Annotated in this window: 19 protein-coding genes; 16 read left to right on the top strand and 3 right to left on the bottom strand. The window is 60.0% G+C overall.

From position 1 onward, the window contains the following. A partial coding sequence (locus KGB03_RS26930) for a retention module-containing protein (protein WP_223530157.1) occupies window positions 1-1756 on the bottom strand: 1756 nt, incomplete at its 3' end. A gap of 355 nt (window positions 1757-2111) precedes the next feature. Here KGB03_RS26930 and KGB03_RS26925 point away from each other — a divergent pair. The 13 genes from KGB03_RS26925 to KGB03_RS26865 all read left to right on the top strand — a co-directional run bounded on the left by KGB03_RS26925 (window position 2112) and on the right by KGB03_RS26865 (window position 18961). After that, the gene (locus KGB03_RS26925) at window positions 2112-3464 is read left to right on the top strand and encodes a TolC family outer membrane protein (RefSeq protein WP_111449557.1); all 1353 of its coding nucleotides are present in this window, start codon (window positions 2112-2114) and stop codon (window positions 3462-3464) included. 42 nt (window positions 3465-3506) lie between these two features. Next, window positions 3507-5663: a type I secretion system permease/ATPase gene (locus tag KGB03_RS26920; RefSeq protein ID WP_111449556.1), complete on the top strand. Its 2157-nt coding sequence runs from the start codon at window positions 3507-3509 to the stop codon at window positions 5661-5663. Beyond that, a complete protein-coding gene (locus KGB03_RS26915; protein WP_223530148.1) occupies window positions 5653-7020 on the top strand; it encodes an HlyD family type I secretion periplasmic adaptor subunit in 1368 nt (455 codons plus the stop codon). The genes KGB03_RS26920 and KGB03_RS26915 overlap by 11 nt, the downstream gene beginning before the upstream one ends. A 388-nt stretch (window positions 7021-7408) precedes the next feature. Next, the gene (locus KGB03_RS26910) at window positions 7409-9955 is read left to right on the top strand and encodes an EAL domain-containing protein (RefSeq protein WP_223530140.1); all 2547 of its coding nucleotides are present in this window, start codon (window positions 7409-7411) and stop codon (window positions 9953-9955) included. Window positions 9956-10141: 186 nt separating this feature from the next. After that, complete coding sequence (locus KGB03_RS26905; RefSeq protein WP_192409757.1) at window positions 10142-11038, top strand: TauD/TfdA dioxygenase family protein; 897 nt, start codon at window positions 10142-10144, stop codon at window positions 11036-11038. A gap of 18 nt (window positions 11039-11056) precedes the next feature. Continuing rightward, a complete protein-coding gene (locus KGB03_RS26900; protein WP_223530132.1) occupies window positions 11057-12082 on the top strand; it encodes an ABC transporter substrate-binding protein in 1026 nt (341 codons plus the stop codon). 5 nt (window positions 12083-12087) lie between these two features. Continuing rightward, window positions 12088-12948, top strand: coding sequence for an ABC transporter ATP-binding protein (locus KGB03_RS26895; protein ID WP_223530130.1), 861 nt, complete (start codon window positions 12088-12090; stop codon window positions 12946-12948). Between the two features lie 20 nt (window positions 12949-12968). Then, complete coding sequence (locus KGB03_RS26890; protein WP_223530128.1) at window positions 12969-13835, top strand: ABC transporter permease; 867 nt, start codon at window positions 12969-12971, stop codon at window positions 13833-13835. Between the two features lie 63 nt (window positions 13836-13898). Beyond that, the gene (locus KGB03_RS26885) at window positions 13899-14345 is read left to right on the top strand and encodes a hypothetical protein (RefSeq protein ID WP_223530160.1); all 447 of its coding nucleotides are present in this window, start codon (window positions 13899-13901) and stop codon (window positions 14343-14345) included. Then, on the top strand, window positions 14266-15039 hold the full coding sequence (locus KGB03_RS26880; protein WP_223530126.1) for an efflux RND transporter periplasmic adaptor subunit: 774 nt from the start codon (window positions 14266-14268) through the stop codon (window positions 15037-15039). The genes KGB03_RS26885 and KGB03_RS26880 overlap by 80 nt, the downstream gene beginning before the upstream one ends. Next, a complete protein-coding gene (locus KGB03_RS26875) occupies window positions 15036-16355 on the top strand; it encodes an efflux RND transporter periplasmic adaptor subunit (protein WP_223530124.1) in 1320 nt (439 codons plus the stop codon). Before KGB03_RS26880 ends, KGB03_RS26875 begins: the two co-directional genes overlap by 4 nt. Continuing rightward, a complete protein-coding gene (locus KGB03_RS26870; RefSeq protein WP_223530122.1) occupies window positions 16356-18452 on the top strand; it encodes an efflux RND transporter periplasmic adaptor subunit in 2097 nt (698 codons plus the stop codon). An 11-nt stretch (window positions 18453-18463) separates the two neighbouring features. Further along, the gene (locus KGB03_RS26865; protein ID WP_223530120.1) at window positions 18464-18961 is read left to right on the top strand and encodes a GNAT family N-acetyltransferase; all 498 of its coding nucleotides are present in this window, start codon (window positions 18464-18466) and stop codon (window positions 18959-18961) included. 136 nt (window positions 18962-19097) lie between these two features. On the opposite strand, the gene KGB03_RS26860 is transcribed toward KGB03_RS26865, so the two are convergent. Both KGB03_RS26860 and KGB03_RS26855 read right to left on the bottom strand, forming a co-directional pair. Next, complete coding sequence (locus tag KGB03_RS26860) at window positions 19098-19409, bottom strand: DUF6916 family protein (RefSeq protein WP_223530117.1); 312 nt, start codon at window positions 19407-19409, stop codon at window positions 19098-19100. A gap of 54 nt (window positions 19410-19463) precedes the next feature. Next, on the bottom strand, window positions 19464-20051 hold the full coding sequence (locus KGB03_RS26855) for a phage tail protein (RefSeq protein ID WP_111449543.1): 588 nt from the start codon (window positions 20049-20051) through the stop codon (window positions 19464-19466). A 250-nt stretch (window positions 20052-20301) separates the two neighbouring features. Between KGB03_RS26855 and KGB03_RS26850 the strand changes: the two genes are divergently transcribed. The 3 genes from KGB03_RS26850 to KGB03_RS26840 all read left to right on the top strand — a co-directional run. Continuing rightward, entirely contained in the window at window positions 20302-21873 is a 1572-nt protein-coding gene (locus KGB03_RS26850) for a glycosyltransferase family 39 protein (RefSeq protein ID WP_223530115.1), read from the top strand. A gap of 118 nt (window positions 21874-21991) precedes the next feature. Then, entirely contained in the window at window positions 21992-22837 is an 846-nt protein-coding gene (locus tag KGB03_RS26845) for a sulfotransferase family protein (RefSeq protein ID WP_033053006.1), read from the top strand. A 51-nt stretch (window positions 22838-22888) separates the two neighbouring features. Beyond that, window positions 22889-24021 (top strand): DUF4347 domain-containing protein (locus tag KGB03_RS26840; protein ID WP_223530113.1); only part of this gene is annotated, 1133 nt, incomplete at its 3' end.

Here is a 24021-nt window from a genome sequence, read left to right as displayed (position 1 = left end):
TCGCGTCGTCGACCGGGGTGACGTTCAGGTCCAGGGTGCTGGTCGAGCCAGTGTTGGTGGTGTAGCTGACTTGCGGCACGGCGCCGTTGTAGTTCTCGTCCGGGGTAAAGCTGTAGTCGCCGTTGGCACCGATAGTCAGCGTACCGACATTTTCAATGGTCGCGGTCTGGCCGGCGGTGAATGAACCCGTCACACCAGCGACGGTAAAGGTCGCGACACTCAGGGTGTTATCGACATCGCTGTCATTAGTCAGCACGTTGCCGGCTGCAACGGTGTCTTCGGCGACGGTTTGGGCATCAGCGGTCAGCACACTCGCGTCGTCGACCGGGGTGACGTTCAGGTCCAGGGTGCTGGTCGAGCCAGTGTTGGTGGTGTAGCTGACTTGCGGCACGGCGCCGTTGTAGTTCTCGACCGGGGTGAAGCTGTAGTCGCCGTTGGCACCGATAGTCAGCGTACCGACATTTTCAATGGTCGCGGTCTGGCCGGCGGTGAAGGAACCCGTCACGCCAGCGACGGTAAAGGTCGCGACACTCAGGGTGTTATCCACATCGCTGTCATTAGTCAGCACATTGCCGGTCGCTGTAGCGTCTTCAGCGATGGTTTGGGCATCAGCGGTCAGCACACTCGCGTCGTCGACCGGGGTGACGTTCAGGTCCAGGGTGCTGGTGGAGCCGGTGTTGGTGGTGTAGCTGACTTGCGGCACGGCACCGTTGTAGTTCTCGACCGGGGTGAAGCTGTAGTCGCCATTGGCGGCGATAGTCACTGTGCCAACGCCGGCGATCGTTGCAACTTGGCCGGCTGTGAAGGTGCCATTGACGCCGGCGATGCTGAAGGTGGACACGCTCAGGACGTTGTCTATGTCGCTGTCGTTACTCAGCACATTGCCGATCGCAGGGGTGTCTTCTGCGATGGTTTGTGTGTCTGCAGTCAAAACGCTCGGATCATCGACCGCCGTCACGGTGAGATCCAGCGTGCTGGTCAAGCCGGTGTTGGTGGTGTAGCTGACTTGCGGCACGGCACCGTTGTAGTTGGCGTCCGGAGTAAAGCTGTAGTCGCCATTGGTGCCGATGGTCAACGAACCGACGCCGACGATGGTCGCCGTCTGGCCTGCGGTGAAACTGCCGGCCATGCCGGCGACGGTGAAGCTGGCGACGCTGAGTGGCGTGTCGGCATCGCTATCGTTGTTCAGTACATTGCCGGTCGCGACGCTGTCTTCGGCCTGTGTGCCAGTATCCGCGGTCAGTACGCCCGGAGCGTTGGTGGCTGTGGTGTTCTGATTGCCGATATTGAGTGTGGTGGCTGTGGCAGCGGAATCAGGACCGTTGGTTGGGAAGCCAATAGTCGGGTCGACCCGGCCAGCGGTTGCATCCAGCATCACGAAGCTGTGGCCGCCACCTGCCGCGCCGCCTGTGCCGGCAGCCGTCGGGCCGGCCGCAGTGGCTTCAAGATCGGTGGTCGGGTCGGCGCCGGCAACGATGGCTTGCTGCAGCTCTTTAACCGATGGCGCGGCTTGTTCAGTGGCTTGGGCAAGGTCAGCGCTGGAATCCGGCGCGCTGCCGCTCCACTGAGTGTCGCGGCCCAGGTCCAGGGTTCGGCCGTCAGCCAGCTCAAGCGTAACGGCGCCCGCTGCGCCGGTGTCTACCTGATCGCCGACAAACAACCGATCGCCTTCAACGAGTACGCGTCGAATGCCCTCTGGGGACACCGCGAAAACCTGACCGACAATGCTTTTGACGATGGCCACAACACTGCTCATAAGACTCTCCGGGTGTCGCATTCAGTTTGACTTCCATGAACCTGGCGGCGTGTTTGCCATACAGTCTGGACGTTCTTTCAAGATTAGAGGCACAACTTTGACGCGGGTATTAGTCAATAAATTGGCTATATTTTTTCGATATAAACTTTATGCCAAACTATTGACCTTGTGCACGCCATCCTAAACACTCCCCTCCGTAATGTCACATTGATATTTAAGTGCTGGCCCGTGCCAGAGAGTGTGATGCAGTTCCAAAATGCAACTTTCCGACATACGGTCATTCCGGATGTCATCATCCGATGCAGCGGCACGATCTGCAGTGACTCAAGACAAGTAAATCCTGGAAATTCCAACCATGCGTTTGCACCTGCTCAAGGCTTTACCCTTCGCCCTTGCCGCCAGTTTTGTTCAGGCGCAGTCCCTTCCGGAAGCCATGCAACAGGCACTGGATGTCCATCCGGAGATCCAGGCAGGCGTTAATAGTCGATTGGCCGCGGATTATCAGTTAAAGGCCGCAAAAGGTGGATACCTCCCTCGGGTCGATCTGCTGGGCGGCTATGGTCGCGAAGGCACTGACAACGTCACCACACGTGCCGCCGGCAACAACAATCACTGGGAAAACCTGAATCGCAGCGAGTCGAGCGTGCGGTTGTCGCAAATGGTGTTTGACGGTTTTGCGACGTCGAGTGAAGTGGGGCGTCAACAAGCCACCGTTAATTCCCGCGCTTACTCCTTGCTGGGCACCTCCGAACGCACCGCGCTCACTGTCGCTCAGGTGTACCTCGACGTACTGACCCGCCGTGAGTTCGTGCGTCTGGCGACCGATAACCTGAAGAACCACGAACGGACTTTCGACCAGATCAAGTTGCGCACCCAGCGCGGCGTGGGCAGCGGCGCCGACCTCGATCAGGCCGAAGCGCGTATGGCCCAGGCCCGCAACAACCTGATTACCGAACAGACCAACCTGGCTGACGCCGAGACCAACTTCCTCAGCGCCGTTGGCCAGATGCCCGATCAACTGGAGCGTCCTTCCGATTTCATGGCGCTGTTGCCGGCCAGCCTGAATGAAGCCCGGGCGCAGATGCTGGAAAACAGCCCGATCCTGCGTTCCGCCGAATCCGACATTGCCGCTGCCGAGAAACAGTACGCAGCCGCCAAGTCGACCTTCTACCCGCGCTTCGATGCCGAATTGGGTCGCACTGCCGACAACGATATCGACGGCCAGAACGGTCACAGCAATGAATGGCAGGCCATGTTGCGCATGCGCTTCAATCTGTATTCCGGCGGCAGCAACAAGGCTGATCTGGAAGCCAAGTCTTACCTGTCCAACCAGGCACTGGATATTCGCAACAACGCCTTGCGCGTGTTGAACGAAGATTTGGGCCTGGCCTGGAATGCCTTGAACAACGCCAATGCCCAAGTGCCGATCGCCCAGCAATATGTCGATCACAGCACCCGCGTGCGCACCGCCTATCAGAGGCAGTTCAGTCTCGGTGAGCGCACCTTGCTCGACCTGCTCGACAGTGAAAACGAGCTATTCTCGGCTTCTCGTCGTCTGGCGGAGATCAAGAACATTCAGTTATTTACTCAATACCGAATCAAGGCGACCATGGGCGAGTTGCTCAAAAGCCAGGGAGTGGTCGCACCGTTGGCATCCGTTGTGCAAAACGACGTGAAGCCCAAGGTTCAACTGCCAGGTCTGAACTGAGCAGAACCTTCATTGTTCAATTGTTAGCCAAGAGTGCCGAGCGTGGAATCAGAAGTCAGTCGAGTTCAACTCATTCATGATCCACGCGCGCTGCACGACGATCCGTTACTGGACGGCTTGCTGGCTCTTTGCATCCTGCATCAGAAGCCGGCCAGCGCCGCGATGTTGACCACCGGCCTGCCGTTGCCCAAGCAGCGCCTGACTGTTGAACTGCTGCCCCGCGCAGCCGCTCGCGCCGGCCTGCAAGGGCGGGTGCTGGTGCGCAAACTGGAGCAGATCCCGGCGATTGCCATGCCGGCGCTGTTGCTGCTCAAGGATGGTCGCAGTGCCGTCCTTATTGGTTGGCACGGTGACGACCAGGCGCGCCTGCTGCTCAGCGAAAGCGATGGTGGCGAAAGTGTCGTCAGCCGCGAACTGCTGGCCGATGACTACATCGGCAAAGTGTTCTTCGCTCAACCCCAGCACAAATTCGACGTCAATCACGGCACGCTGATTCCGCGCGCTCGCTCGTGGTTCCGCGACACCCTCAAGCGTTCGCGCTGGCTGTACGCCGACGCCATCGCCGCCAGCTTCCTGATCAACATCATTGCCATGGCCGCGCCGCTGTTCGTGATGAATGTCTACGACCGCGTCGTGCCGAACCAAGCCGAATCGACCCTGTGGGTGTTGGCCATCGGCATCACCGGGGCGTACCTGTTCGACCTGATCCTCAAGAGCCTGCGCAGCCTCTGCCTGGACCTGGCCGGGAAGAAAACCGACCTGATCATCTCGGCCACGTTGTTCGAGCGCATCGTCGGCATGGCCATGAAGTACCGCCCGGCGCGGGTCGGCAGCTTCGCCCAGAACATCCATGAGTTTCAGAGCCTGCGCGATTTCCTGGCTTCGCTGACCCTCACCAGCCTGATCGACCTGCCGTTTACGCTGCTGATCTTCATGGTCATCGCCATTCTCGGCGGGCATCTGGTGTGGATTCCGGTGCTGGCGTTCCCGATTGCCCTGCTGATCGGCTATGCCTTGCAGAAGCCGCTGGTGGCGACCATGGAGCGAACCATGGCCCTGGGCGCCGAGCGGCAGTCGAGCCTGATCGAAACCCTCGCCGGTCTCGATGCAGTAAAGGTCAACAACGCCGAAAGCGAACGCCAATATCAGTGGGAGCAAACCATCGGCACCCTCAGCCGCCTCGAGCTGCGGGTGAAAATGCTCTCCGGTCTGGCGATGAACATCACCTTGCTGATCCAGCAACTGGCCGGGGTGATCATGATCGTCTTCGGCGTGTACCAGATCATCGACGGTCACCTGAGCATGGGCGGTTTGATCGCCTGCTACATGCTCAGTGGCCGCGCACTCAGCCCGCTGGCCTCGCTGTCTGGCCTGCTGACGCGTTACCAGCAAGCGCGGGTAACCATGACCTCGGTCGATCAGATGATGGAGCTGCCGCAAGAGCGCAACTTCGATGAACGCCCACTGAGCCGCAATGTGCTGCAAGGGGCCATCGAATGCCGGCAGATGAACTTCACCTACCCGAACCAACAGAACGCAGCGCTGAAGAACATCAACCTGATCATCAAGCCTGGCGAGAAGATCGGCATCATCGGTCGCAGCGGCTCGGGGAAAAGCTCCCTGGCCAAACTGCTCGTAGGCCTCTACCAGCCGGACGATGGCGCGCTGTTGGTGGATGGCGTCGATATCCGTCAGATAGACGTCAGCGAATTGCGCCACAACATCGGCTACGTGGCCCAGGACATCCAGTTGCTGGCCGGGACCCTGCGCGACAACCTGGTGTCGGGCGCGCGCTATGTCGAAGACGAAATGGTGCTGCAAGCGGCCGAACTGGCCGGTGTCCACGAATTCGCCCGCCTGCACCCACAGGGTTATGAGCTGCAAGTCGGCGAGCGTGGGCAGAACCTGTCGGGCGGTCAGCGCCAGAACGTCGCCCTGGCCCGTGCGTTGCTGCTCAACCCGCCGATCCTGCTGCTCGACGAACCGACCAGCGCCATGGACAACACCGGCGAAGAACGCCTCAAGCAACGCCTCGCGGCGGTGGTTGAAAACAAGACCGTGGTGCTGGTGACGCACCGGGCTTCGCTGTTGTCGCTGGTGGATCGTCTGATCGTCATCGACCGCGGGCAGATACTCGCCGACGGCCCGAAAGCCGCGGTGATGGAAGCGTTGAAGAAGGGGCAGATCAGTGTTGCTTAAGTCGGGTTTCAAAAATTCGATCGGCCGTTATTTCAAAGGCTCCGATTCGCTGCATGGCCAGCCACTTCCCGAGGTCAACAAAGCGCTGATCGAAGACGCCCCGCGTGTGGTGCGGCTGACCATCTGGGCGATCATCGGCTTCTTCGTGTTCCTGCTGCTCTGGGCCAACTTCGCCGTGATCGACGAAGTCACCAAGGGCGACGGCAAGGCGATTCCCTCGTCCAAGATCCAGAAAATCCAGAACCTTGAGGGCGGTATCGTCTCCGAGTTGTTCGTGACCGAAGGGCAGATCGTCGAGGCCGGCGCACCGCTGATTCGCCTGGACGACACGCGATTCGCCTCCAACGTTGGCGAAACCGAGGCCGATCGGCTGTCGATGCTGCTGCGAGTCGAGCGCTTGAGCGCGGAAGTCGACGACCGTCCGCTGAATTTCCCGGCGGATGTGCTCAAGGCCGTGCCCGGTCAGGCGGCCAGCGAAGAGTCGCTGTACATCAGCCGCCGCCAGCAGTTGCACGATGAGATTGGTGGTTTGGAGGAGCAGTTGATCCAGCGTCAGCAAGAGCTGCGCGAGTTCACCTCCAAACAGTCGCAGTACCGTAGCGGTCTCGCGTTGCAGCGTCAGGAAATCAACATGTCCGAGCCGTTGGTGGCCCAGGGCGCGGTATCGCCGGTTGAGGTGCTGCGACTCAAGCGCGCCGAGGTTGAAACCCGCGGGCAACTGGACGCGACCACCCTGGCCATTCCTCGCGCCCAATCGGCGATCAAGGAAGTGCAGCGCAAGATCGACGAGACTCGTGGCAAATTCCGCAGCGAAGCACTGACTCAACTCAATGAAGCACGCACTGATCTGAACAAGGCTCAGGCCACCGGCAAGGCGCTGGAAGATCGGGTCAGCCGGACGCTGGTGACATCGCCGGTGCGCGGCATCGTCAACAAATTGCTGGTGAACACCATTGGCGGTGTGATCCAGCCGGGCAGCGACCTGGTGGAAATCGTGCCGCTGGACGACACCTTGCTGGTAGAAGCGAAAGTTCGCCCGCAAGACATTGCCTTCCTGCATCCGGGGCAGGAAGCGACGGTGAAGTTCACGGCTTACGACTACACCATTTATGGTGGGCTGAAGGCCAAGCTTGAGCAGATCGGTGCTGACACCATCACCGATGAAGACAAGAAAACCACTTACTACATCATCAAGCTGCGCACTGATCGCAGTCACTTGGGGACGGATGAAAAGCCGTTGCTGATCATCCCGGGGATGGTGGCTTCGGTGGATATCATCACGGGGAAGAAGACCATTCTCAGCTACCTGCTCAAGCCGATTATTCGTGCGCGAGCCGAGGCGTTGCACGAGCGGTAATTTCTGTCTGGGGCTGACGGCCCTTTTTCGCGAGCAAGCGGCGCCAAATGGCGTCGTTTGTGAAAAAGTCATATCCCTTTTCGACTTGCCCATTGATTTGAATCAAGCATGCAAAGGCGCAGTAGCGGCATATTGATATCGGCATAAGACCGATACTTCTACTAATAAAGAGACAGGCCGCATGCAGATATTTCAAATGTCTTCGCAACATCCTGCTGCACGCTTCAACCCTTTCTGCGGGCCGTTGCGATTTCATCCAGCCAGTTATTGACCCCTCATTTCGATTACTCGACCGCATACGGAAATCGGCTGGGTTTGCCTCGCCGAGCGCCTGATATTTGGGAAGGATCCCAGCCCTTCATCGCTTCCCATTCAGTAGATCACCGCCATGTCGAACCGTAAGGATCTCTCGCAAGTCTTCATCCAGACCCTGGAGCAAAGCGTTGACAGTGTCGTGGTCATCGACAGTCAAAACCGGATCATTTTGTTTAATGAGGCCTCGGAAAAGCTCTGGGGATACGGCCGTGACGAGGTCTTGGGCCGAAATGTCGAGCAACTGGTCCCGAAACTGATTCGCCCCCTGCACGACGGTTATATCGAAGCGAACCGCCGTACCGGCATCAACAAAATCGTCGGCACCAGTCGCGATGTGTTGATCGAGTGCAAGGACGGCTCCCGGCGATGGGGGTCAATGTCCATTTCCAGGATCGACACTCAGGGGCAGATCCTCTACGCCGCGTTTATCAAAGACATTACCCGGCAACATGAAGAGCAGCGCCGCTTGTACCTGTTGTCATTGGTGGTCGATACCACCGAGAACGCGATCATCATTACTGACGCGTCAGGAGCGATCATTTACGTCAACGATGGCTTCACGCAGATGTTCGGTTACAGCGCGCAAGAAGTTGTCGGCAGGACGCCAACCGAAGTGTTGGCGCCGTACTTCACGCCTTCGCGCATTGCAGCGATCCGCCGTCAGCTCGTCAAGAATGATGCTTATCATGGGCAGGAATTCGGTTATGACCGGGGCGGCCAACGCGTGTGGTGTAACGTCACCACCTACCCGGTTCACGACCCTCACGGGCAACTGACCAATACCGTGAGTGTGATGATTGATGTGACCCACACACGGATGCATGAAGTACTGCGCCATAAAATGTTGGAAGCGATGGTTCGTGAAGAGTCGCTGGTAACCTTGATGAACCTGGCGTGTGCGGAAGTGCAGAGAATTGCGCCGGAAGTGATTGCGACGATATTGCGGGTCGATGGGCAGGGGTTACTGCATACGTTGGCGGCCCCTGGTCTTGCGGCCGCTTATTCCAAGGCGCTGGATGGGACGGCAATCGGGCCTGGGGCCGGTTCTTGCGGGGTTGCGGCGTTCAGTGGCGAATCGGTCATGGTCAGCGATATCGCTTCTCACCCGTTCTGGGAGCAATTCCGTGATCTGGCGCTGCCGCTCGGTTTGAAGGCCTGTTGGTCAACACCGATAAAATCCAGCGACGGGCGAGTGTTGGGCACGTTCGCGTTCTATTTCCGCGAATCGCGCGAGCCGAGCCCACTTCACTATTTGTTGGTCGATGCGTGCATCCATTTGTGCGCCCTGGCGTTGGAGCGTGAGGAGTCGCGCCTGCACATACGCCAATTGGCGTTCTATGACGACCTGACGGGGTTGGCCAATCGCAACTTGTTGCATGCCCGGGCGGAACAGGCCATTGCTCAAGCTTCGCGGCATCATTCGAGTCTGGCTGTGGTGTTTATCGATCTGGATCGATTCAAGCAGGTCAACGACTCCCTTGGACACCCCGCCGGGGATGAGTTCTTGCGCGTCATTGCTCATCGATTGTCCGAACGTCGGCGGGGAAGCGATATTGTCAGCCGGCTATCAGGTGATGAGTTCGTTCTGGTCCTGCCGCAGTGCACGTTGGCGCATGCCACCGACTTGATAGAACAGTTGAGAGGGCAACTGAGCGCTCCGTGCCAGATCTCAGGCGTGACCCTCAAACCGTCGGTGAGTATCGGCGTCAGTATGTTTCCGGATGACGGTCGTACGATGGAGGTGTTGCTGCATCGTGCCGATATGGCGATGTATCAAGCCAAGACCAGCGGCCGCGGGAGTGTCTGTTTTTTCAGCGACGGATTGGATCAACTGGCCCAGGGGCGTTTGCGTCTGGAGGCAGCTTTACGTGAAGCCATTGATGGCGAAGCCCTGCATTTGGTTTATCAGCCGCAGATCGACCTTGGCGGATCCGAGCTTTATGGCATCGAGGCACTCGCGCGATGGACTCATCCTCAATTAGGGGAAGTCTCGCCCGCGTGTTTTATTCCGCTGGCGGAAGAATGCGGCTTGATCGGTGAGTTCGGCTTATGGGTATTGCGTGAAGCCTGCCGTCAATTGGCGACGTGGCGGCAGCAAGGGCTGCGGGTGCCGACCGTGTCGGTGAACATGTCGCCGACCAATTTCCATAATCGCAATCTGTCGAGCATCATCGCCAGGACACTTGAACAACACGGTTTGCAGGCAAAGGACCTGACGCTGGAGATTACCGAAAGTGTTCTGATGGACTCTAACCCAGACACCCTGACCACAATTGAAGAGGTGCATGCCCTGGGTATCAGCCTGGCGATGGATGATTTCGGCACGGGTTACTCCAGCCTGAGTTACTTGCGGCGTTTGCCGATCCAGGAACTTAAGCTTGATCGTAGTTTTGTGCATGACCTGGAAAGCGACGCAACCAGTCAGGCACTGAGCGAGGCCGTCATTCGCATCGGCGAAAGTTTGCAATTAAGAGTAGTGGCCGAGGGGATCGAGACATTGGAGCAACAGCGAATTCTGCAAAATCAGGGTTACCGGATCGCGCAAGGATTCCTGATCTCCAGACCCTTGGCGGCGGAGGATTTGGGTTGTTGGCTGGAAAAACGCCATGCGTTCGCCTGAGCACGCCAAATGCCATATCGTTATTCGCTAACGGTATTTAAATTTCAGTTCTTATATCTATAAAGTCATTCTCCTGCGTACCTGCCGACCAATCGGCGCGCCGCACGACACGAACCAACACGGAACCTCCGTGAGTTTCTTGATCGACGCGCGCGCCCTTGAGCGTGCCGTGCGTGGGAGTGATTTATGTCTGCAGCAACGGCTTCCCCAAGCGCCGCGAACATCGCGCCGCAAACCTTCGACATCCGCCCGTTCAGTGGCGCCGTCGGTGCCGAAATCATCGGCCTCGACCTGTCCCGCCCGATCAATGATCAGGACTTCGCCCGCATCCACCGCGCGCACCTGGATCATCACGTCGTGGTGTTCCGCGATCAGCGCATTACCCCCGAGCAACACATTGCCTTCAGCCGCCGCTTTGGTGTGTTGCAGATCCACGTGCTCAAGCAATTCCTGCTGGCCGGGCACCCGGAAATCCTCATCGTTTCCAACATCATCGAAAACGGCCAATCCATCGGCCTCGGTGACGCTGGCAAGTTCTGGCATTCCGACCTTTCCTATAAAGAACTGCCAAGCCTGGGTTCGATGCTGCACGCCCAGGAGCTGCCGTCCGAGGGCGGCGATACGCTGTTCGCCGACATGCACAAAGCCTGGGACAACCTGCCCGAAGCGCTGCGCAAAGCCGTCGAAGGTCGCTCGGCCGCGCACTCCTACACGGCGCGTTACAGCGAGACCAAATTCGAAGGTAACTGGCGCCCGACGCTGACGCCCGAGCAACTGGCTCAGGTGGCTGAAGTGGTCCACCCGATCGTTCGGACTCACCCGGAAAACGGCCGCAAGGCATTGTTTGTCAGCGAGGGTTTCACCACCCGCATCGTTGGTTTACCAGAAGACGAGAGCAAGCAACTGCTCGACGAGCTCTACGCCCACAGCGTGCTGCCGCAAAACATCTACCGCCATCAATGGCAGGCCCACGACCTGGTGTTCTGGGACAACCGTTCGCTGATTCATCTCGCCGCCGGATGCCCAAGCTACCTGCGCCGCAAGTTGTATCGCACCACCATCCAGGGCGACGCGCCTTTCTGATTTGTCGGAGAAACTCTCATGTCCAAACGTCTTCCCTTTGCACCGCTGGCCGCGGCCATCGGCCTGGGTTTCAGCCTGATCGCCGGCAGCCTGGTAGCGCCAACCGGGGCCCACGCTGAAGGTGAAATCCGTATCGCCGAGCAGTTCGGCATTGTTTATCTGTTGCTCAACGTGGTGCGCGATCAGAACCTGATCGAGAAGTACGGCAAGCAGGAAGGCATCGACATCAAGGTCGACTGGACGCAGCTCTCCGGCGGTGCGGCGGTCAACGATGCGTTGCTCTCCGGTTCCATTGATATTGCCGGTGCGGGTGTCGGTCCGCTGCTGACCATCTGGGACCGCACCCACGGCAAGCAAAACGTCAAAGCCGTGGCTTCCCTCGGCAACTTCCCGTACTACCTGGTGAGCAACAATCCCAAGGTCAAAACCATCGCCGACTTCACCGAGAAGGACCGCATCGCGGTGCCGGCGGTCGGCGTGTCGGTGCAGTCGCGCATCCTGCAATACGCGGCTGTCAAGCAGTGGGGCGACAAGGAATTCAATCGCCTCGACAAGTTCACCATCGCCGTTCCGCACCCCGACGCCACGGCGGCGCTGATTGCCGGCGGCACCGAGTTGACCGGGCACTTTTCCAACCCGCCGTTCCAGGATCAAGAGCTGGCCAACCCTAACGTCCACGTGGTGCTGAACTCCAATGACGTGCTCGGCCCGAACTCGCCGACGGTGCTGTTCGCTACCGAGAAATTCCGCGACGAGAACCCGAAAACCTATCAGGCGTTCGTCCAGGCGCTGACTGAGGCGGCCGAGTTTGCCCAGAACGATAAAGGCGCGGCGGCAGACACGTACATCCGCGTCACCAAGGCCAAAATCGACCGTGCCGCGTTGCTGAAAATCATCGATAACCCGCAGTTCGAATTCAGCGTCACGCCGAAAAATACTTACCCGCTGGCCGAATTTCTCTATCGCGTCGGCGCGATCAAAAACAAACCGGATTCGTGGAAGGACTACTTCTTCCAGGACGCCAAACCGCTGCAAGGGAGCTGACCGAGATGAACGCCCCTTTGCAAGGCCACACGGTCAGCAAACCGATCGCGGCAGCCCAAGCGCTGCTGTCGGTCGACAATGTCAGCCTCGAATACCGCACGCCTCAGCGGGTGGTTCGTGCGACCCATCAGGTCAGTTTTGAAATCGATCTGGCGGACCGCTTTGTGCTGCTCGGTCCGTCCGGTTGCGGAAAATCAACGTTGCTCAAGGCGGTCGCCGGGTTCATCCAGCCGTGTGAGGGGGAAATTCGTCTCCAGGGGCAAACCGTTCATGCCCCGGGGCCGGACCGGATCGTGGTATTCCAGGAATTCGATCAACTGCCGCCGTGGAAAACCGTCAAACAGAACGTGATGTTTGCGCTGCTGGCCTCGAAAACCCTCAAGCGCAAAGAAGCCGAGGAGCGGGCGCTGCACTATCTGGACAAGGTCGGTCTGGCGGCGTTTGCCGATGCCTATCCGCATACCTTGTCCGGCGGCATGAAGGCGCGGGTGGCGATTGCTCGTGCACTGGCCATGCAGCCGAAAATCCTCTTGATGGACGAACCCTTCGCCGCCCTCGATGCACTGACCCGCCGCAAGATGCAGGAAGAATTGCTGCTGCTCTGGGAAGAGGTGCGCTTCACGCTGCTGTTCGTCACGCACTCCATCGAAGAAGCGCTGGTGGTGGGTAATCGAATCCTGCTGCTGTCACCGCATCCGGGGCGAGTGAGGGCAGAAGTCCACAGCCATCAATACGACTTGCACAGCCTCGGCGGCGTGGCTTTTCAGGAGTCGGCGCGGCGTATTCATCGGTTGTTGTTCGATGAAGGTCAGTCCCCGGAAACCGGGCGTGAGCTGGATTTCTCCGACATCCGCATCGCTTATTGAGCCATTGAGAGGAGTGCCCGATGAGCCTTTTATCATCCCCGCGTGAAGAGTTTGAAACGGTGTTGCAGCCGCTGACGAGCGTGCCGCTGGAGCGTGTATTACCGCTCGGTCAGCGCCTGTGGCAACAAGGCTGGTTACGTAAAAGCCTGATCCTGATTTTGCTCGCGGTCCTGTGGGAGGTGGTTGCCCGCGTTCAGGACAACGACCTGCTGCTGCCGAGTTTTCTGCAAACCGGGAGCGCGCTGTATGAAGGTTTGCTCAGCGGCGAGTTGCTGGGCAAGGTGTGGATTTCGCTGGTGGTGTTGCTCAAGGGTTACCTGATCGGCATCGTCCTGGCGTTTGCCCTGACCACGTTGGCGGTGTCGACGCAGTTCGGCCGCGACCTGCTGAGTACGTTGACCTCGATGTTCAACCCACTGCCGGCGATTGCGCTGTTGCCGTTGGCGCTGCTGTGGTTCGGCCTGGGGCAGAACAGTCTGATTTTCGTGTTGGTGCATTCAGTGCTGTGGGCCTTGGCGTTGAACACGTATGCCGGGTTCCTCGGTGTGTCGGAAACCCTGCGCATGGCCGGGCGCAATTACGGCCTCAAGGGCATGCGTTTCGTGCTGTTCATCCTGATCCCGGCAGCGCTGCCATCGATTCTCGCCGGGCTGAAAATCGGCTGGGCCTTCGCCTGGCGCACGCTGATCGCCGCTGAATTGGTGTTCGGCGCCACCAGTGGCAAGGGCGGCTTGGGCTGGTACATCTTCCAGAACCGTAATGAGCTGTACACCGACAAGGTGTTTGCCGGGTTGGCGGTGGTAATCCTGATCGGTTTGCTGGTGGAAAATCTGGTGTTCAGCACGCTGGAGCGGGTGACGGTGAAGCGTTGGGGAATGCAGCGCTAGATTCTGTGGTATTTGATCTGGCCCCTTCGCGAGCAAGCCCGCTCCCACAAGGATCTTCAATGGATGCACATTTTCCGTACGACAAAGAACCCTGTGGGAGCGGGCTTGCTCGCGAAGGGGCCAGACCAGCCAACACATCGGCCGGGTGTCGCCACCGACCTGGATGTCGCCGAAGCCGCCGCCCAGGTAGCGGCCATTGAATCGCGTCTGCCGGCGCTGGAGCAGCGCCAGTCGCAGCTGATCAACGCCTTGAGCCTATTGATGGGCGAGCCGCCGAAAGTACCCCACACCGTCATGACGGGAAGAACAATTCAGCGCTCTGAAAATTTTGTCCTTTTTGAAACATCACATTTCTATCCAATGACGCCCCTCCGCTTGACGTCCACCCACGCTGTCATAGACTCCGCTCATCCGTCAGGGAGTTACGGTTATGCGGCGTGTTTGTTTGTGGGTTATTGGATTGACCTTTGTAACGTGCGTAGTACAGGCGCAAACGCCTGCGCCCGATGATCCGCTGCTGGACAGCAGCGCCAGTGCAAATGCCAGCAGTGAGGCCCGTGGTGTGCTGCGTGCCCGGGATCAGGCGGTGCTCGCCAGTGAGTTGTCCGGGCGTATTGTCGAGTTGCCGTTCAGTGAGGGCGAGTCGTTCAAGAAGGGCGACATCCTGGCGCGTTTTGATTGTTCGGCTTATCAGGCCCAGCTCAATGCGGCCCAGGCTGCCAGCCGTGGCGCCGGTGAAGAGCTGTCCCACAACAAGCAGTTGGCGGCGTTGAATTCGGTCGGGCGTTTTGAAGTGGCGCGGGCCGAGGCCAAGGTCAGCGAGACTCAGGCGCAATCCCAGGTTTATCAGGTTCAGGTCAAACGCTGCAGCGTGCTGGCGCCGTTCGATGGTCAGGTCGTCGAGCGCAAGGTCAAGCGTTATGAAAGCGTCGCTGCCGGCACGCCGTTACTGGACGTGGTCGACAACCGCACCCTGGAAATCCACCTGCTGGTGCCGTCACGCTGGATGGCCCGGCTCAAGCCTGGCCAGACCTTCAGTTTTGTTCCCGATGAAACCGGTCAGCCACTGGATGCCACGGTCAAACGCCTCGGCGCGCGGATTGACGAAGGCAGTCAGACCTTGCTGCTGGTGGCGACGCTTCCCAGCGCCAACGGTTTGTTGGCCGGCATGAGTGGCACGGCGCGTTTCGCGGAGTTCAAGTGAACGCTCCGGTCACAGGTGGCGCCGAACAGGTGTTCGCAAGGTTTCTGGATCTTGAACGCCTGACCCGCGCTGCTCGCACGCCTGCGCAACTGGCCTACAGCCTGGTCAATGACGGTCAGGCGCTGTTCGGCTTTCGCCACGCGGCGCTGTTGATTGCCGGCAAGGTGCAGGCCGTGACGGGTGTCAGTGCGGTGGAGCCCAATGCGCCGTTCGTGGCGTTTGTCGAGCAGGCAGCGGCGCAGTTGTTCAAGCTCGAGGTGCTGAAACAGGCGCGGGTGATTTCGGCGAATGTTCTGGGCGAATCGATTCAGGCGGACTGGCAAAGTCTTTGCGCGGCTCAGGTGTTCTGGCTGCCGCTGATCGATCACCAAGGTGAGGTGTTTGGCGGTCTGTGGCTGGCGCGGGATCTGCCGTGGAATCCTTCCGAGCAAGTGTTGCTGTCGCAATTGGGTGACACCTACAGCCATGCCTGGCTGGCGCTGCAACCACGCAAACCGTGGCGACTGCGCTGGACGCGAAAACGGCAGGTGGCGCTGGTCGCGGTGGTGTTGCTCGGGCTGCTGATTCCGGTGCGCCAATCGGTGCTGGCTCCGGCCGAAGTCGTTCCGCTGGGTGGCCGAGTCGTTGCGGCGCCGCTGGACGGGGTGATCGCCGAATTCCTGGTCAAACCCAATCAGACGGTAAAAACCGGCGATCTGTTGTTGCGCTTTGAAAGCACCACGCTCAGGGCTCAGGCCGACGTGGCCGAGCGCGCCTTGGGCGTTGCTGAAGCTGAGCTCAAGGCCAATTCCCAACGCTCGTTCGCTGATGCTGAATCGAGCTCGCGAATCGATCTGCTGGCCGCGCGAGTCGAGCAAAAACGCGCTGAACGGGATTACGCCCGCGAACTGCTCAAGCGCAGCGAAGTACGCGCCGAACGGGGCGGTATTGCGGTGTTCGCCGATGCGGAACGCTGGACCGGTAAACCGGTGCAGACCGGCGAGCGGCTGATGGAAATCGCCGACCCGACCCAGGCTGAGTTGCGCATCGAACTGGCGGTGGGCGATGCGATTGCGCTGGAGCCGGGCGCGCAGGTCGCGCTGTTCCTCGACAGTGACCCGTTGCAACGGCATCTGGCTCGACTTGAACGCGCGGCGTACGAAGCACAACCCACGGCCGGCGGTCAGCTGGCTTATCGTCTCGACGCCAGTTTCCAGCAGACGCCACCGCGTATCGGGTTGCGCGGGACGGCGAAAGTCTTCGGTGACCGTGCGCCGCTGGCGCTGTACCTGTTACGCAAACCCCTGGCCGGTTTGCGCCAGAGCGTGGGCCTTTAGATGAGCCTGCCGAACCTGCGCGCAGATTTGCAGCTGACGCCTGCATCACCGGCGCTCGATGGCTCGCCGCGCTGGACCCTGGCCGATCCGGTGCGCGGTCGATACTTCAAACTCGGCGTGGCGGCGATGCGCCTGCTGCGCCATTGGTCCTTGGGTGATCCCGAACAGGTGCTGCGTGCCGCCAACCGCGAGCCAGGTTTGCCGCTCGATAGCGCGGAGCTTGAGCAATTGCTGAGCTTTCTGCGCAGCCACGACCTGATCACCGCCCTCGATCCGCAACAGCGCGCCAGTTACAGCCTCAAAGCGGCCGCTCAACGCCAGTCACTGTGGCAGATCTTGCTGCACCAATACCTGTTCTTCCGTATTCCGCTGTGGCGCCCGGACGCTTTTCTCAATCGCGCCTGGCCATGGCTGGAGCGCTTCGGCCCGCGAGCATTGCGCTACGGATTGCCGGTAACCCTGGGACTTGGCGTGTTTCTGGTGTCCCGGGACTGGCAGCGCTTTATCGCGACCTTCCCGCATTTGTTCAGCCTCGGCGGCGCGCTGGCGTTCGGCGTGGCGCTGTTCTTCGCCAAGCTCTGCCACGAGTTCGGTCACGCTTTCATGGCCAAGCGCGCCGGTTGTCGAGTGCAGAGCATGGGCGTGGCGTTCATGGTGTTGCTGCCGATGTTTTACACCGATGTCAGCGACGCCTGGCGGGTCAATGATCGCCGTGCGCGGCTACTGATTGGCGCCGGTGGCGTGCTGGCGGAATTGCTTTTGGCGAGCCTCGCGCTGCTCGCCTGGTCGCTGCTGCCAGACGGTCCCGGACGCACGGCGGCTTTCATGCTCGCCAGTGCTACCTGGATGACCACGTTGGTGATCAATCTCAACCCGTTCATGCGCTTTGATGGCTATTTTTTGCTCAGCGACTATTGGCAAGTCGACAACCTTCAAGGGCGTGCGTTTGCCCTTTGTCGCTGGCGCTTGCGCGAGTTTTTATTCGGTTACGGCGCGCCGGCGCCGGAGCCTTGGTCGCCGAAGATGCAACGGCGTTTGCTGATCTGGGGTTACGGCTCGTGGCTGTGGCGCGCCGCGTTGTTTTTCGGAATTGCGCTGGCGGTCTACCACCTGTTCTTCAAGGTGTTGGGGATTTTCCTGATGCTGGTGGAACTGGTGTGGTTCATCTTCCTGCCGATCATGAGTGAGTGGCGGCAATGGTGGACGCGCCGCGAACAGGCGCATGCGCCTCGGGTGCTGCTCAGCGGCCTGGCCTTGCTTGGGCTGTTGCTGATGCTGGTGGTGCCGTGGCGCAGCGCCGTGGAGTTGCCGACGATGCTGGAGGCTGGCCGCGCCAGTGCCTTGCACGCGCCCGTCGCGGCGCGGGTCAAAACGGTGAATGTTCACGATGGTGAAGCGGTTACCCAGGGCCAGGTGCTAATCGAACTGGAATCCCCGGACCTGGATTCGCGCCAGGCCATCGTCCGTCGCGAAATCCAGATCCAGCAGTTGCAGATGCGCCGCCAGGCCAGCCGCAGTGAAACCGCCGCCGACGCCGGTATCGTCGAACAGCGCCTGGCCGAAGCGGTCGCCGAATACCGAGGCCTGGCCGCCCAGCGTGAGCGCCTGCTGCTGCGGGCGCCCCACGCGGGCAAGGTGCGCGATCTGTTGCCGCAGTTGGCAGTCGGTCGCTGGTTGTCGAGCAAAGATCCGCTGGCGCGGGTGGTCGAAGACGGCGCGCGGTTGCGTGGTTATCTGGCCGAAGTCGAGCTCTGGCGCGTCGCCACGGGCGCCAGCGGACGCTTCATCGCCGACGATCCGATGCACCCGGCGATCGCCGTGCAACTGAGCGAAATCGACACCAACGGCGCGGAATTTGTCGATCAGGAAGCGTTGACCTCCGATCACCATGGGCCGATTGCCGTGCGCCGGGATCAGCATCAAAGAGCGGAGCCGGTACAGGCTCAATATGGGGCGCGGTTGAGCGTCCTCGAAGAGGTACCGACGCCGGTGCAACCCTTGCGCGGCATTGTGGTGCTGCAGGGGCGAGGCGAGTCGTTGCTGGGTGTCGCCTGGCGGCGTCTGGCGGCGCTGGGCGTAAGGGAAAGCGGTTTTTAAGGAGCGCTGCGATGGCAAATACCGATTCAGTGGCGGCCGATGGCTTGGTGGTTCGGCCTTCACGGGCCAGCGATGGGGCTTTTTTGCAGAGTCTTTATCAGTCGGCGCGGCCGGATCTGCAATGGATTGACGGTGAGCAAGAGGTGGTTGAGCAGGTGGTGGCCCAGCAGTTTCGAGTGCAGGAGCAAGGTCTGGGTGAACACTTCCCCAACGCCATGCATTACGTGATCGAGAAGCTCGACACGGCCATCGGTGCGCTGACCACCGATTTTGGCCCGAATGAAATTCGTGTGTTGTACCTGGCGTTCATTCCAAAGGCTCGCGGCCAGGGCTATGGCCGTAAGGTGCTGCAAGGTGTGCAGAAAGCCGCGCAACAGGTTCGTTGCCCGGTAGCGACGGTGGTTTGGGCTAACAATCCCCACGCGCGCCAGCATTACCTGGCGCTGGGGTTTCAGGTCGAAGAGCGCAACCCGGCGGCGGAGCGGTTGGTGTGGTATCCGCAGGGCTGAGCCCGCCGCCGACCCTGTGGGAGCGGGCTTGCTCGCGAAGGCGTCATCACATTCAACATCAACTTTGAATGATCCACCGCATTCGTCGGAACGCCGCCCGGAGCAAGCCCGCTCCCACATTGTGATCTTCATGCGTTCAGTTGAATGCGATGTAGAAATACCCCACGCCCGGGTCACGGCCCATGGCCGGCACCCGGGAGACAAAGATGTTTTCCACCTGACCCAGTTCCGGCAATTCCAGCGAACACAACCCATCGACAAACTCTGTGGGTTTCAAGCTATTGAACTCGACGCTGAACGGCATGCGCTCGTTGTTGGGCATCCGCGAGCGGGGTGTTTCTTCAAGGCTGTCGATATGGATCGGCAATTCACTTCCATCCGGTAGCCACAGCGTTCCTGTCTTGCCCAGCAGTGCCCGAAAGTGTTGGCTTTGAACCTGTTGCAGCATAGTGTCACTCCAGAATTGAAAGCGGCCGGGGGATTTGAATCCCCCGGCGGCTCCTCAGTTGCGCGAAGGGAACAACCCGTTCAAGGCGATGCTGAAGTTGAGTACCAGGAAGGGGTTCATCGTTTCCATGGGCAGGCCGTTACCGGCGGACGAGATTTCTCCCGTGACCGTGGTGGCCACGCCTTTGAGTGGCACGGCTGAAGCGCCTTGCGCGTCGGAGTAGATGCTCGCCGAACCCGGGCCGCCGCCCGAGGCACCGATGTACGAGTTGGTCGCGGTCGGGTTGGTGACCGGGTTGCTCGCCGGGCTGGCCAGTTGCAGGGTGGTGGCGGCCGTGAGCCCGGACAAGGCGTGGGTGTGATTGGGCAGGTTGGTGATGGTGGCGGTAACGTTCTCGGTCCCGGAGAATTCACCGATGACGCGCGGGGTCAGGCCCAGGCCGTTGCCCTGTGCCATCGGCAGACGGCCTTGCAGGTTGGGTAGCATGAAATTGGTGGTGCCATTGCCTCCATAGTAGGTTCCCAGCAGTGAGAAAAGCGCCTGGTATTGCGAGATCCCCAGTGTCTGGCCGTTGCACAGGGCCCAGCCGTTGGGGGCAAAGTTAAAGGCGAAAGACTGAACAGTGCCCATGAATACTTCCATAGTTCCTCATCCCTCAGGGTTAGTTGTCTGGCGCGCCACGCGGGTGGCCCGGGCCCCCGGGCAGATCGTTGCGAACAGCCGATTCCTTTCATCTCCGTGGCTGGGTCACGCCACGCCAGAGCGTAGACCCGGATCCGTATGGCTGCCGAATGTCGTTGGTCGCAAAGCCAGCATCGACGACGGCGCTGTCGCTGTCCTACAGTGATTGCAAGCTTCAAGATTTTTCACCGGCAGTCTCGAGGGGGGGGCAATGGAGGCGCGAAGAGAAACGCCGCTTGACGGCACCCAAGGCTCCCACGCGGCACCCGGCGCCTGGGCGAGTGTTCAACGCTTGCTGCGATGGGTGCGCGAACATTGGCTGCTGCCGATCCTGGCATTGGCCGCGCTGGTACGTTTTTATGACCTGACAGCGGCGGCTATATGGGGCGATGAAGGTTCCAGTCTGCTGCTGAGCCAGTATTCGCTGGCCGGAATCTGGGTGCATGCCGCCCATGATGTGCATCCGCCGCTGTATTTCATGCTGCTGCATGGCTGGATCGAGCTGTTCGGCGATGGCATTTTTTCGATTCGAAGCCTGAGCGCGCTACCGGGAATTGCCACCGTGGCGCTGGGCGTCTGGCTGGTGGACTTGCTCGCCACTCGCCGCGCCGCGTTGTTGGCCGGTGTCCTGTTGGCGCTGCTGCCCACCGCCGTGCGTTACAGCCAGGAAGTGCGCATGTATTCGTTGCTGGGGCTGTGGCTGATCGGTGCCACGATTGCCCTGGTCTACTGGATCAAACACCCCGGACGTAAGCGCTATCTGGTGATTTACGCACTGCTGATGAGTGCGGCGTTCTACACCCATTACTTCACCGCCCTGTGCGTGCTGTGTCACTGGCTGTATCTGGGGCTGATCCGCGTACAGCCTGGCTATCGTTTGCGGCATATCCAGCAGCCCGGCTGGTGGTGGGCGAACGTGGCGATTGTGTTGGTGTACTTGCCGTGGGTGCCCAGCCTGATCGATCTGATTCAACACATGGATCTACTCAAAGCCAATGGCGATGTGGGGTGGGAGACACCGGTGACGTTCGCCTCGTTGCCTTCGATGATCTGGTCGTTCCTGATCCAGGACGATGGCGAGTCCCTGACTACACCGATGTTCAGCACGTTGCCCTTGGCGTCGCTGGCCTTGGTGTGGGTGGCGCTGGCGCGGGATCGCAGTGTCATTCGTGGCAGTGCATTGATGGTGATCTATACCGTTTTGCCGTTGTTGCTGGTGTTTTTGGTGTCGTTCATCTCGCCGGTGTTCATCGAGCGTTACCTCACCGCGTATGCCCTCGGCCTGCCGATGATTGCCGCATTGGCCATCGATCGCCTGTACGCGGTCTTCCGGGTGTTGGCGTTGACGGTGTTGGTGTTGTTTGTCGGTGTCGAACTGGTGGGCCTGAACAACAACGCCACGGTCGATACCAACGATCAGATCAGCGTCATGGTCGACTACGTGAATCAGCACTTCGTTGCCGGTGACCGGATCGTCACCAGCGACTTGCTCTGGTACCTCAGTTACGTCTATTACAACCGCACCGACGCCAAACCGCTGCTGTACACCCCGCCGTTGGCCAATGGCGCTTCGAGCCGGCCGAATGCCTATGGTTTCGGCACGCTGGTGACCCAGGACATTTACCTCGACAACCTCGGCGATTTGCCCAAAGGCACTGGCCGAGTGTGGTTGATCGGTACCGTCGATGTGCCGGACGAATTCGCGCCGTTGCCCGCAGGCTGGCAGAAAGTTGGCGAAACACAGGCGGGTGGTGCCAACACGCGCTTGTTCGTGTTGCATTGAGCCTGTAACCAAAATCGCGTTTTTCAGACGATTAATTTCGATTTGATATCAAAACACCATTACCCATAAGGCTGTTCATGGTCTACGCTCCGTCGTAGATAAAGGATTTCTGATCAGGGTGAAGGGATTGTCACAGTTCCATTTTATTTCCGGCTTGCCGCGCTCAGGTTCGACCCTGCTTTCTGCGATCCTTTTGCAGAACCCGCGCTTTCATGCCGGCATGACCAGCCCCGTTGGCGCCCTGTTTTCCGGTGTTCTGGAACAGTGCAGTGCCGGCAGCGAGTTCGGAGCGGTGATCGATACCGATCTGCGCCGCCGTTTGCTTCGCGGACTGTTCGACTCCTTCTACGCCGACAAGGCCGACAAACCGGTGGTGTTCGACACCAATCGGTTATGGAGCTCGCGCCTGCCGGCCATCAGCGATCTGTTCCCGCAAGCCAAGGTCATTGCCTGTGTGCGCAATGTCGCCTGGGTCATGGACAGCATCGAGCGTTTGTATCGCGCCAATCCCTTTGAAAACACCAAGCTGTTCGGCGACGCGGTCGAGCGCAACACGGTCTACAGCCGTTGCGAAACCCTGGCGCAGCGCAATCGTCTGGTGGGGTTTGCCTGGGCAGCGCTCAAGGAAGCCTATTACGGCGAACACGCCGACTCATTGCTGATTGTCGATTACGACTTGCTGACCCAGGCCCCCGATCGGGTCATGCGGCTGGTCTACGACTTCATTGGCGAGCCGTGGTTCGAGCATGACTTCAACAACCTCGCCTACGATGCGCCAGAGTTCGATCAAGCACTCGGCGTCTCCGGTCTGCACAAAGTCAAACCCAAGGTCGAGCTGCAATCGCGGCGTACGATCCTGCCGCCGGATTTGTTCAAGCAATACGCAGAATTATCCTTTTGGCTCGATGGCTCAGCCAGCGCCGCCAATGTCATTCGTATGAAGGCCGACGCCGCGATCAGTTGATCGCGGCGTTTTCATTGACGCGTCAAGCAAGTTCGAGTCCGGGTGAGCAGCATGTGGTGGAGCAACGGCAAGTCGCGAGTTACCGAAGGCGCACGGACGCTGGCCTCGCCCATGATCATGTCCCTGGAACCGCGAATGCTGTTCGACGGCGCGGTGGCGGCCACGGTGGCCGATGCCGCTCAGGCGGACAGCCACACCACGGCTGATGCCGCCAAGACGCCAACGGCCGACCAACCGGTCGCCAGCAAGGACACCCACGGCCAGGCCGACGCCACACCTGCACCAGCCCCCGTTGCAGTGCCGGGCCAGAGCGTGGTGTTCGTCGATTCGCGGGTCAAGGATGCCGATAGCCTGCTCAAGGGCGTGGCGCCTGGCACCCAAGTGGTCCAGCTGGACGCGAGCAAGGACGGCTTGCAGCAAATTGCCGCCTATCTGGACACACATCAGGGCATCAGTTCGGTGCAGATCATTGCCCATGGCAACGCGGGCGATCTGTGGTTGGGCGACAGTTACCTGTCCGCCGACAACGTCGCGGCCCGCAGTGCCGTGCTGGCGGAAATCGGCAAGGACATGAACGTCGGCGGCGACATTTTGATTTACGGCTGCTACACCGCCGAAGGTGAGCGTGGCTTGAGTTTTGTCGACTCGCTGGCACATTTGACTGGCCGCGATGTAGCCGCTTCCAGTAATCGCACCGGGATCGGTGGCGATTGGGATCTGGAAATTGCTACTGGCAGTATCGAAAGCGCCAACGTGCTGTCGACCCAGGGCATGAGCGAGTATCAGTGGGGCCTGGCCACTTGGACCGCCACCAACAACGCCAACACGGGCGTCGGTTCGTTGCGCGCGGCGATCGCCTCGGCGCAGAACGGCGATCTCGTCACCTTCAGCACCGGCATGACGGTGCAGCTGACGTCCGAACTGCTGATCAACAAGAACATCACCGTTGATGGCGACTTGAACAACGACGGCGCGGCTGACGTGATTCTCGACGGTCAGTACAGGACCCGAGTGATTGAAGTGTCGTCTGGCAGCATCGTGACGCTCGATGGCCTGGTGATCACCCGTGGCCTGGTGTCGGGCACGGGCGGCAACGGTGGCTACGGTGCCTCGGGCTCGATGGCCGGGGGGATTTTCAACGCAGGGGTTCTGACCCTGAACAACGTCAGCGTGACCTCTAACGG

The organism is Pseudomonas sp. BF-B-26 (genome assembly GCF_019956495.1).
Taxonomy (GTDB): Bacteria; Pseudomonadota; Gammaproteobacteria; order Pseudomonadales; family Pseudomonadaceae; genus Aquipseudomonas.
This window is presented reverse-complemented; position numbering and strand designations above follow the sequence as displayed.

Coding starts and splice junctions, on each gene's coding strand:
- KGB03_RS26925 (WP_111449557.1), top strand. CDS start 2,112: ATGCGTTTGCACCTGCTCAAGGCTTTACCCTTCGCCCTTGCCGCCAGT.
- KGB03_RS26910 (WP_223530140.1), top strand. CDS start 7,409: ATGTCGAACCGTAAGGATCTCTCGCAAGTCTTCATCCAGACCCTGGAG.
- KGB03_RS26905 (WP_192409757.1), top strand. CDS start 10,142: ATGTCTGCAGCAACGGCTTCCCCAAGCGCCGCGAACATCGCGCCGCAA.
- KGB03_RS26900 (WP_223530132.1), top strand. CDS start 11,057: ATGTCCAAACGTCTTCCCTTTGCACCGCTGGCCGCGGCCATCGGCCTG.
- KGB03_RS26895 (WP_223530130.1), top strand. CDS start 12,088: ATGAACGCCCCTTTGCAAGGCCACACGGTCAGCAAACCGATCGCGGCA.
- KGB03_RS26890 (WP_223530128.1), top strand. CDS start 12,969: ATGAGCCTTTTATCATCCCCGCGTGAAGAGTTTGAAACGGTGTTGCAG.
- KGB03_RS26885 (WP_223530160.1), top strand. CDS start 13,899: ATGCACATTTTCCGTACGACAAAGAACCCTGTGGGAGCGGGCTTGCTC.
- KGB03_RS26880 (WP_223530126.1), top strand. CDS start 14,266: ATGCGGCGTGTTTGTTTGTGGGTTATTGGATTGACCTTTGTAACGTGC.
- KGB03_RS26870 (WP_223530122.1), top strand. CDS start 16,356: ATGAGCCTGCCGAACCTGCGCGCAGATTTGCAGCTGACGCCTGCATCA.
- KGB03_RS26865 (WP_223530120.1), top strand. CDS start 18,464: ATGGCAAATACCGATTCAGTGGCGGCCGATGGCTTGGTGGTTCGGCCT.
- KGB03_RS26860 (WP_223530117.1), bottom strand. CDS start 19,409: ATGCTGCAACAGGTTCAAAGCCAACACTTTCGGGCACTGCTGGGCAAG.
- KGB03_RS26855 (WP_111449543.1), bottom strand. CDS start 20,051: ATGGAAGTATTCATGGGCACTGTTCAGTCTTTCGCCTTTAACTTTGCC.
- KGB03_RS26850 (WP_223530115.1), top strand. CDS start 20,302: ATGGAGGCGCGAAGAGAAACGCCGCTTGACGGCACCCAAGGCTCCCAC.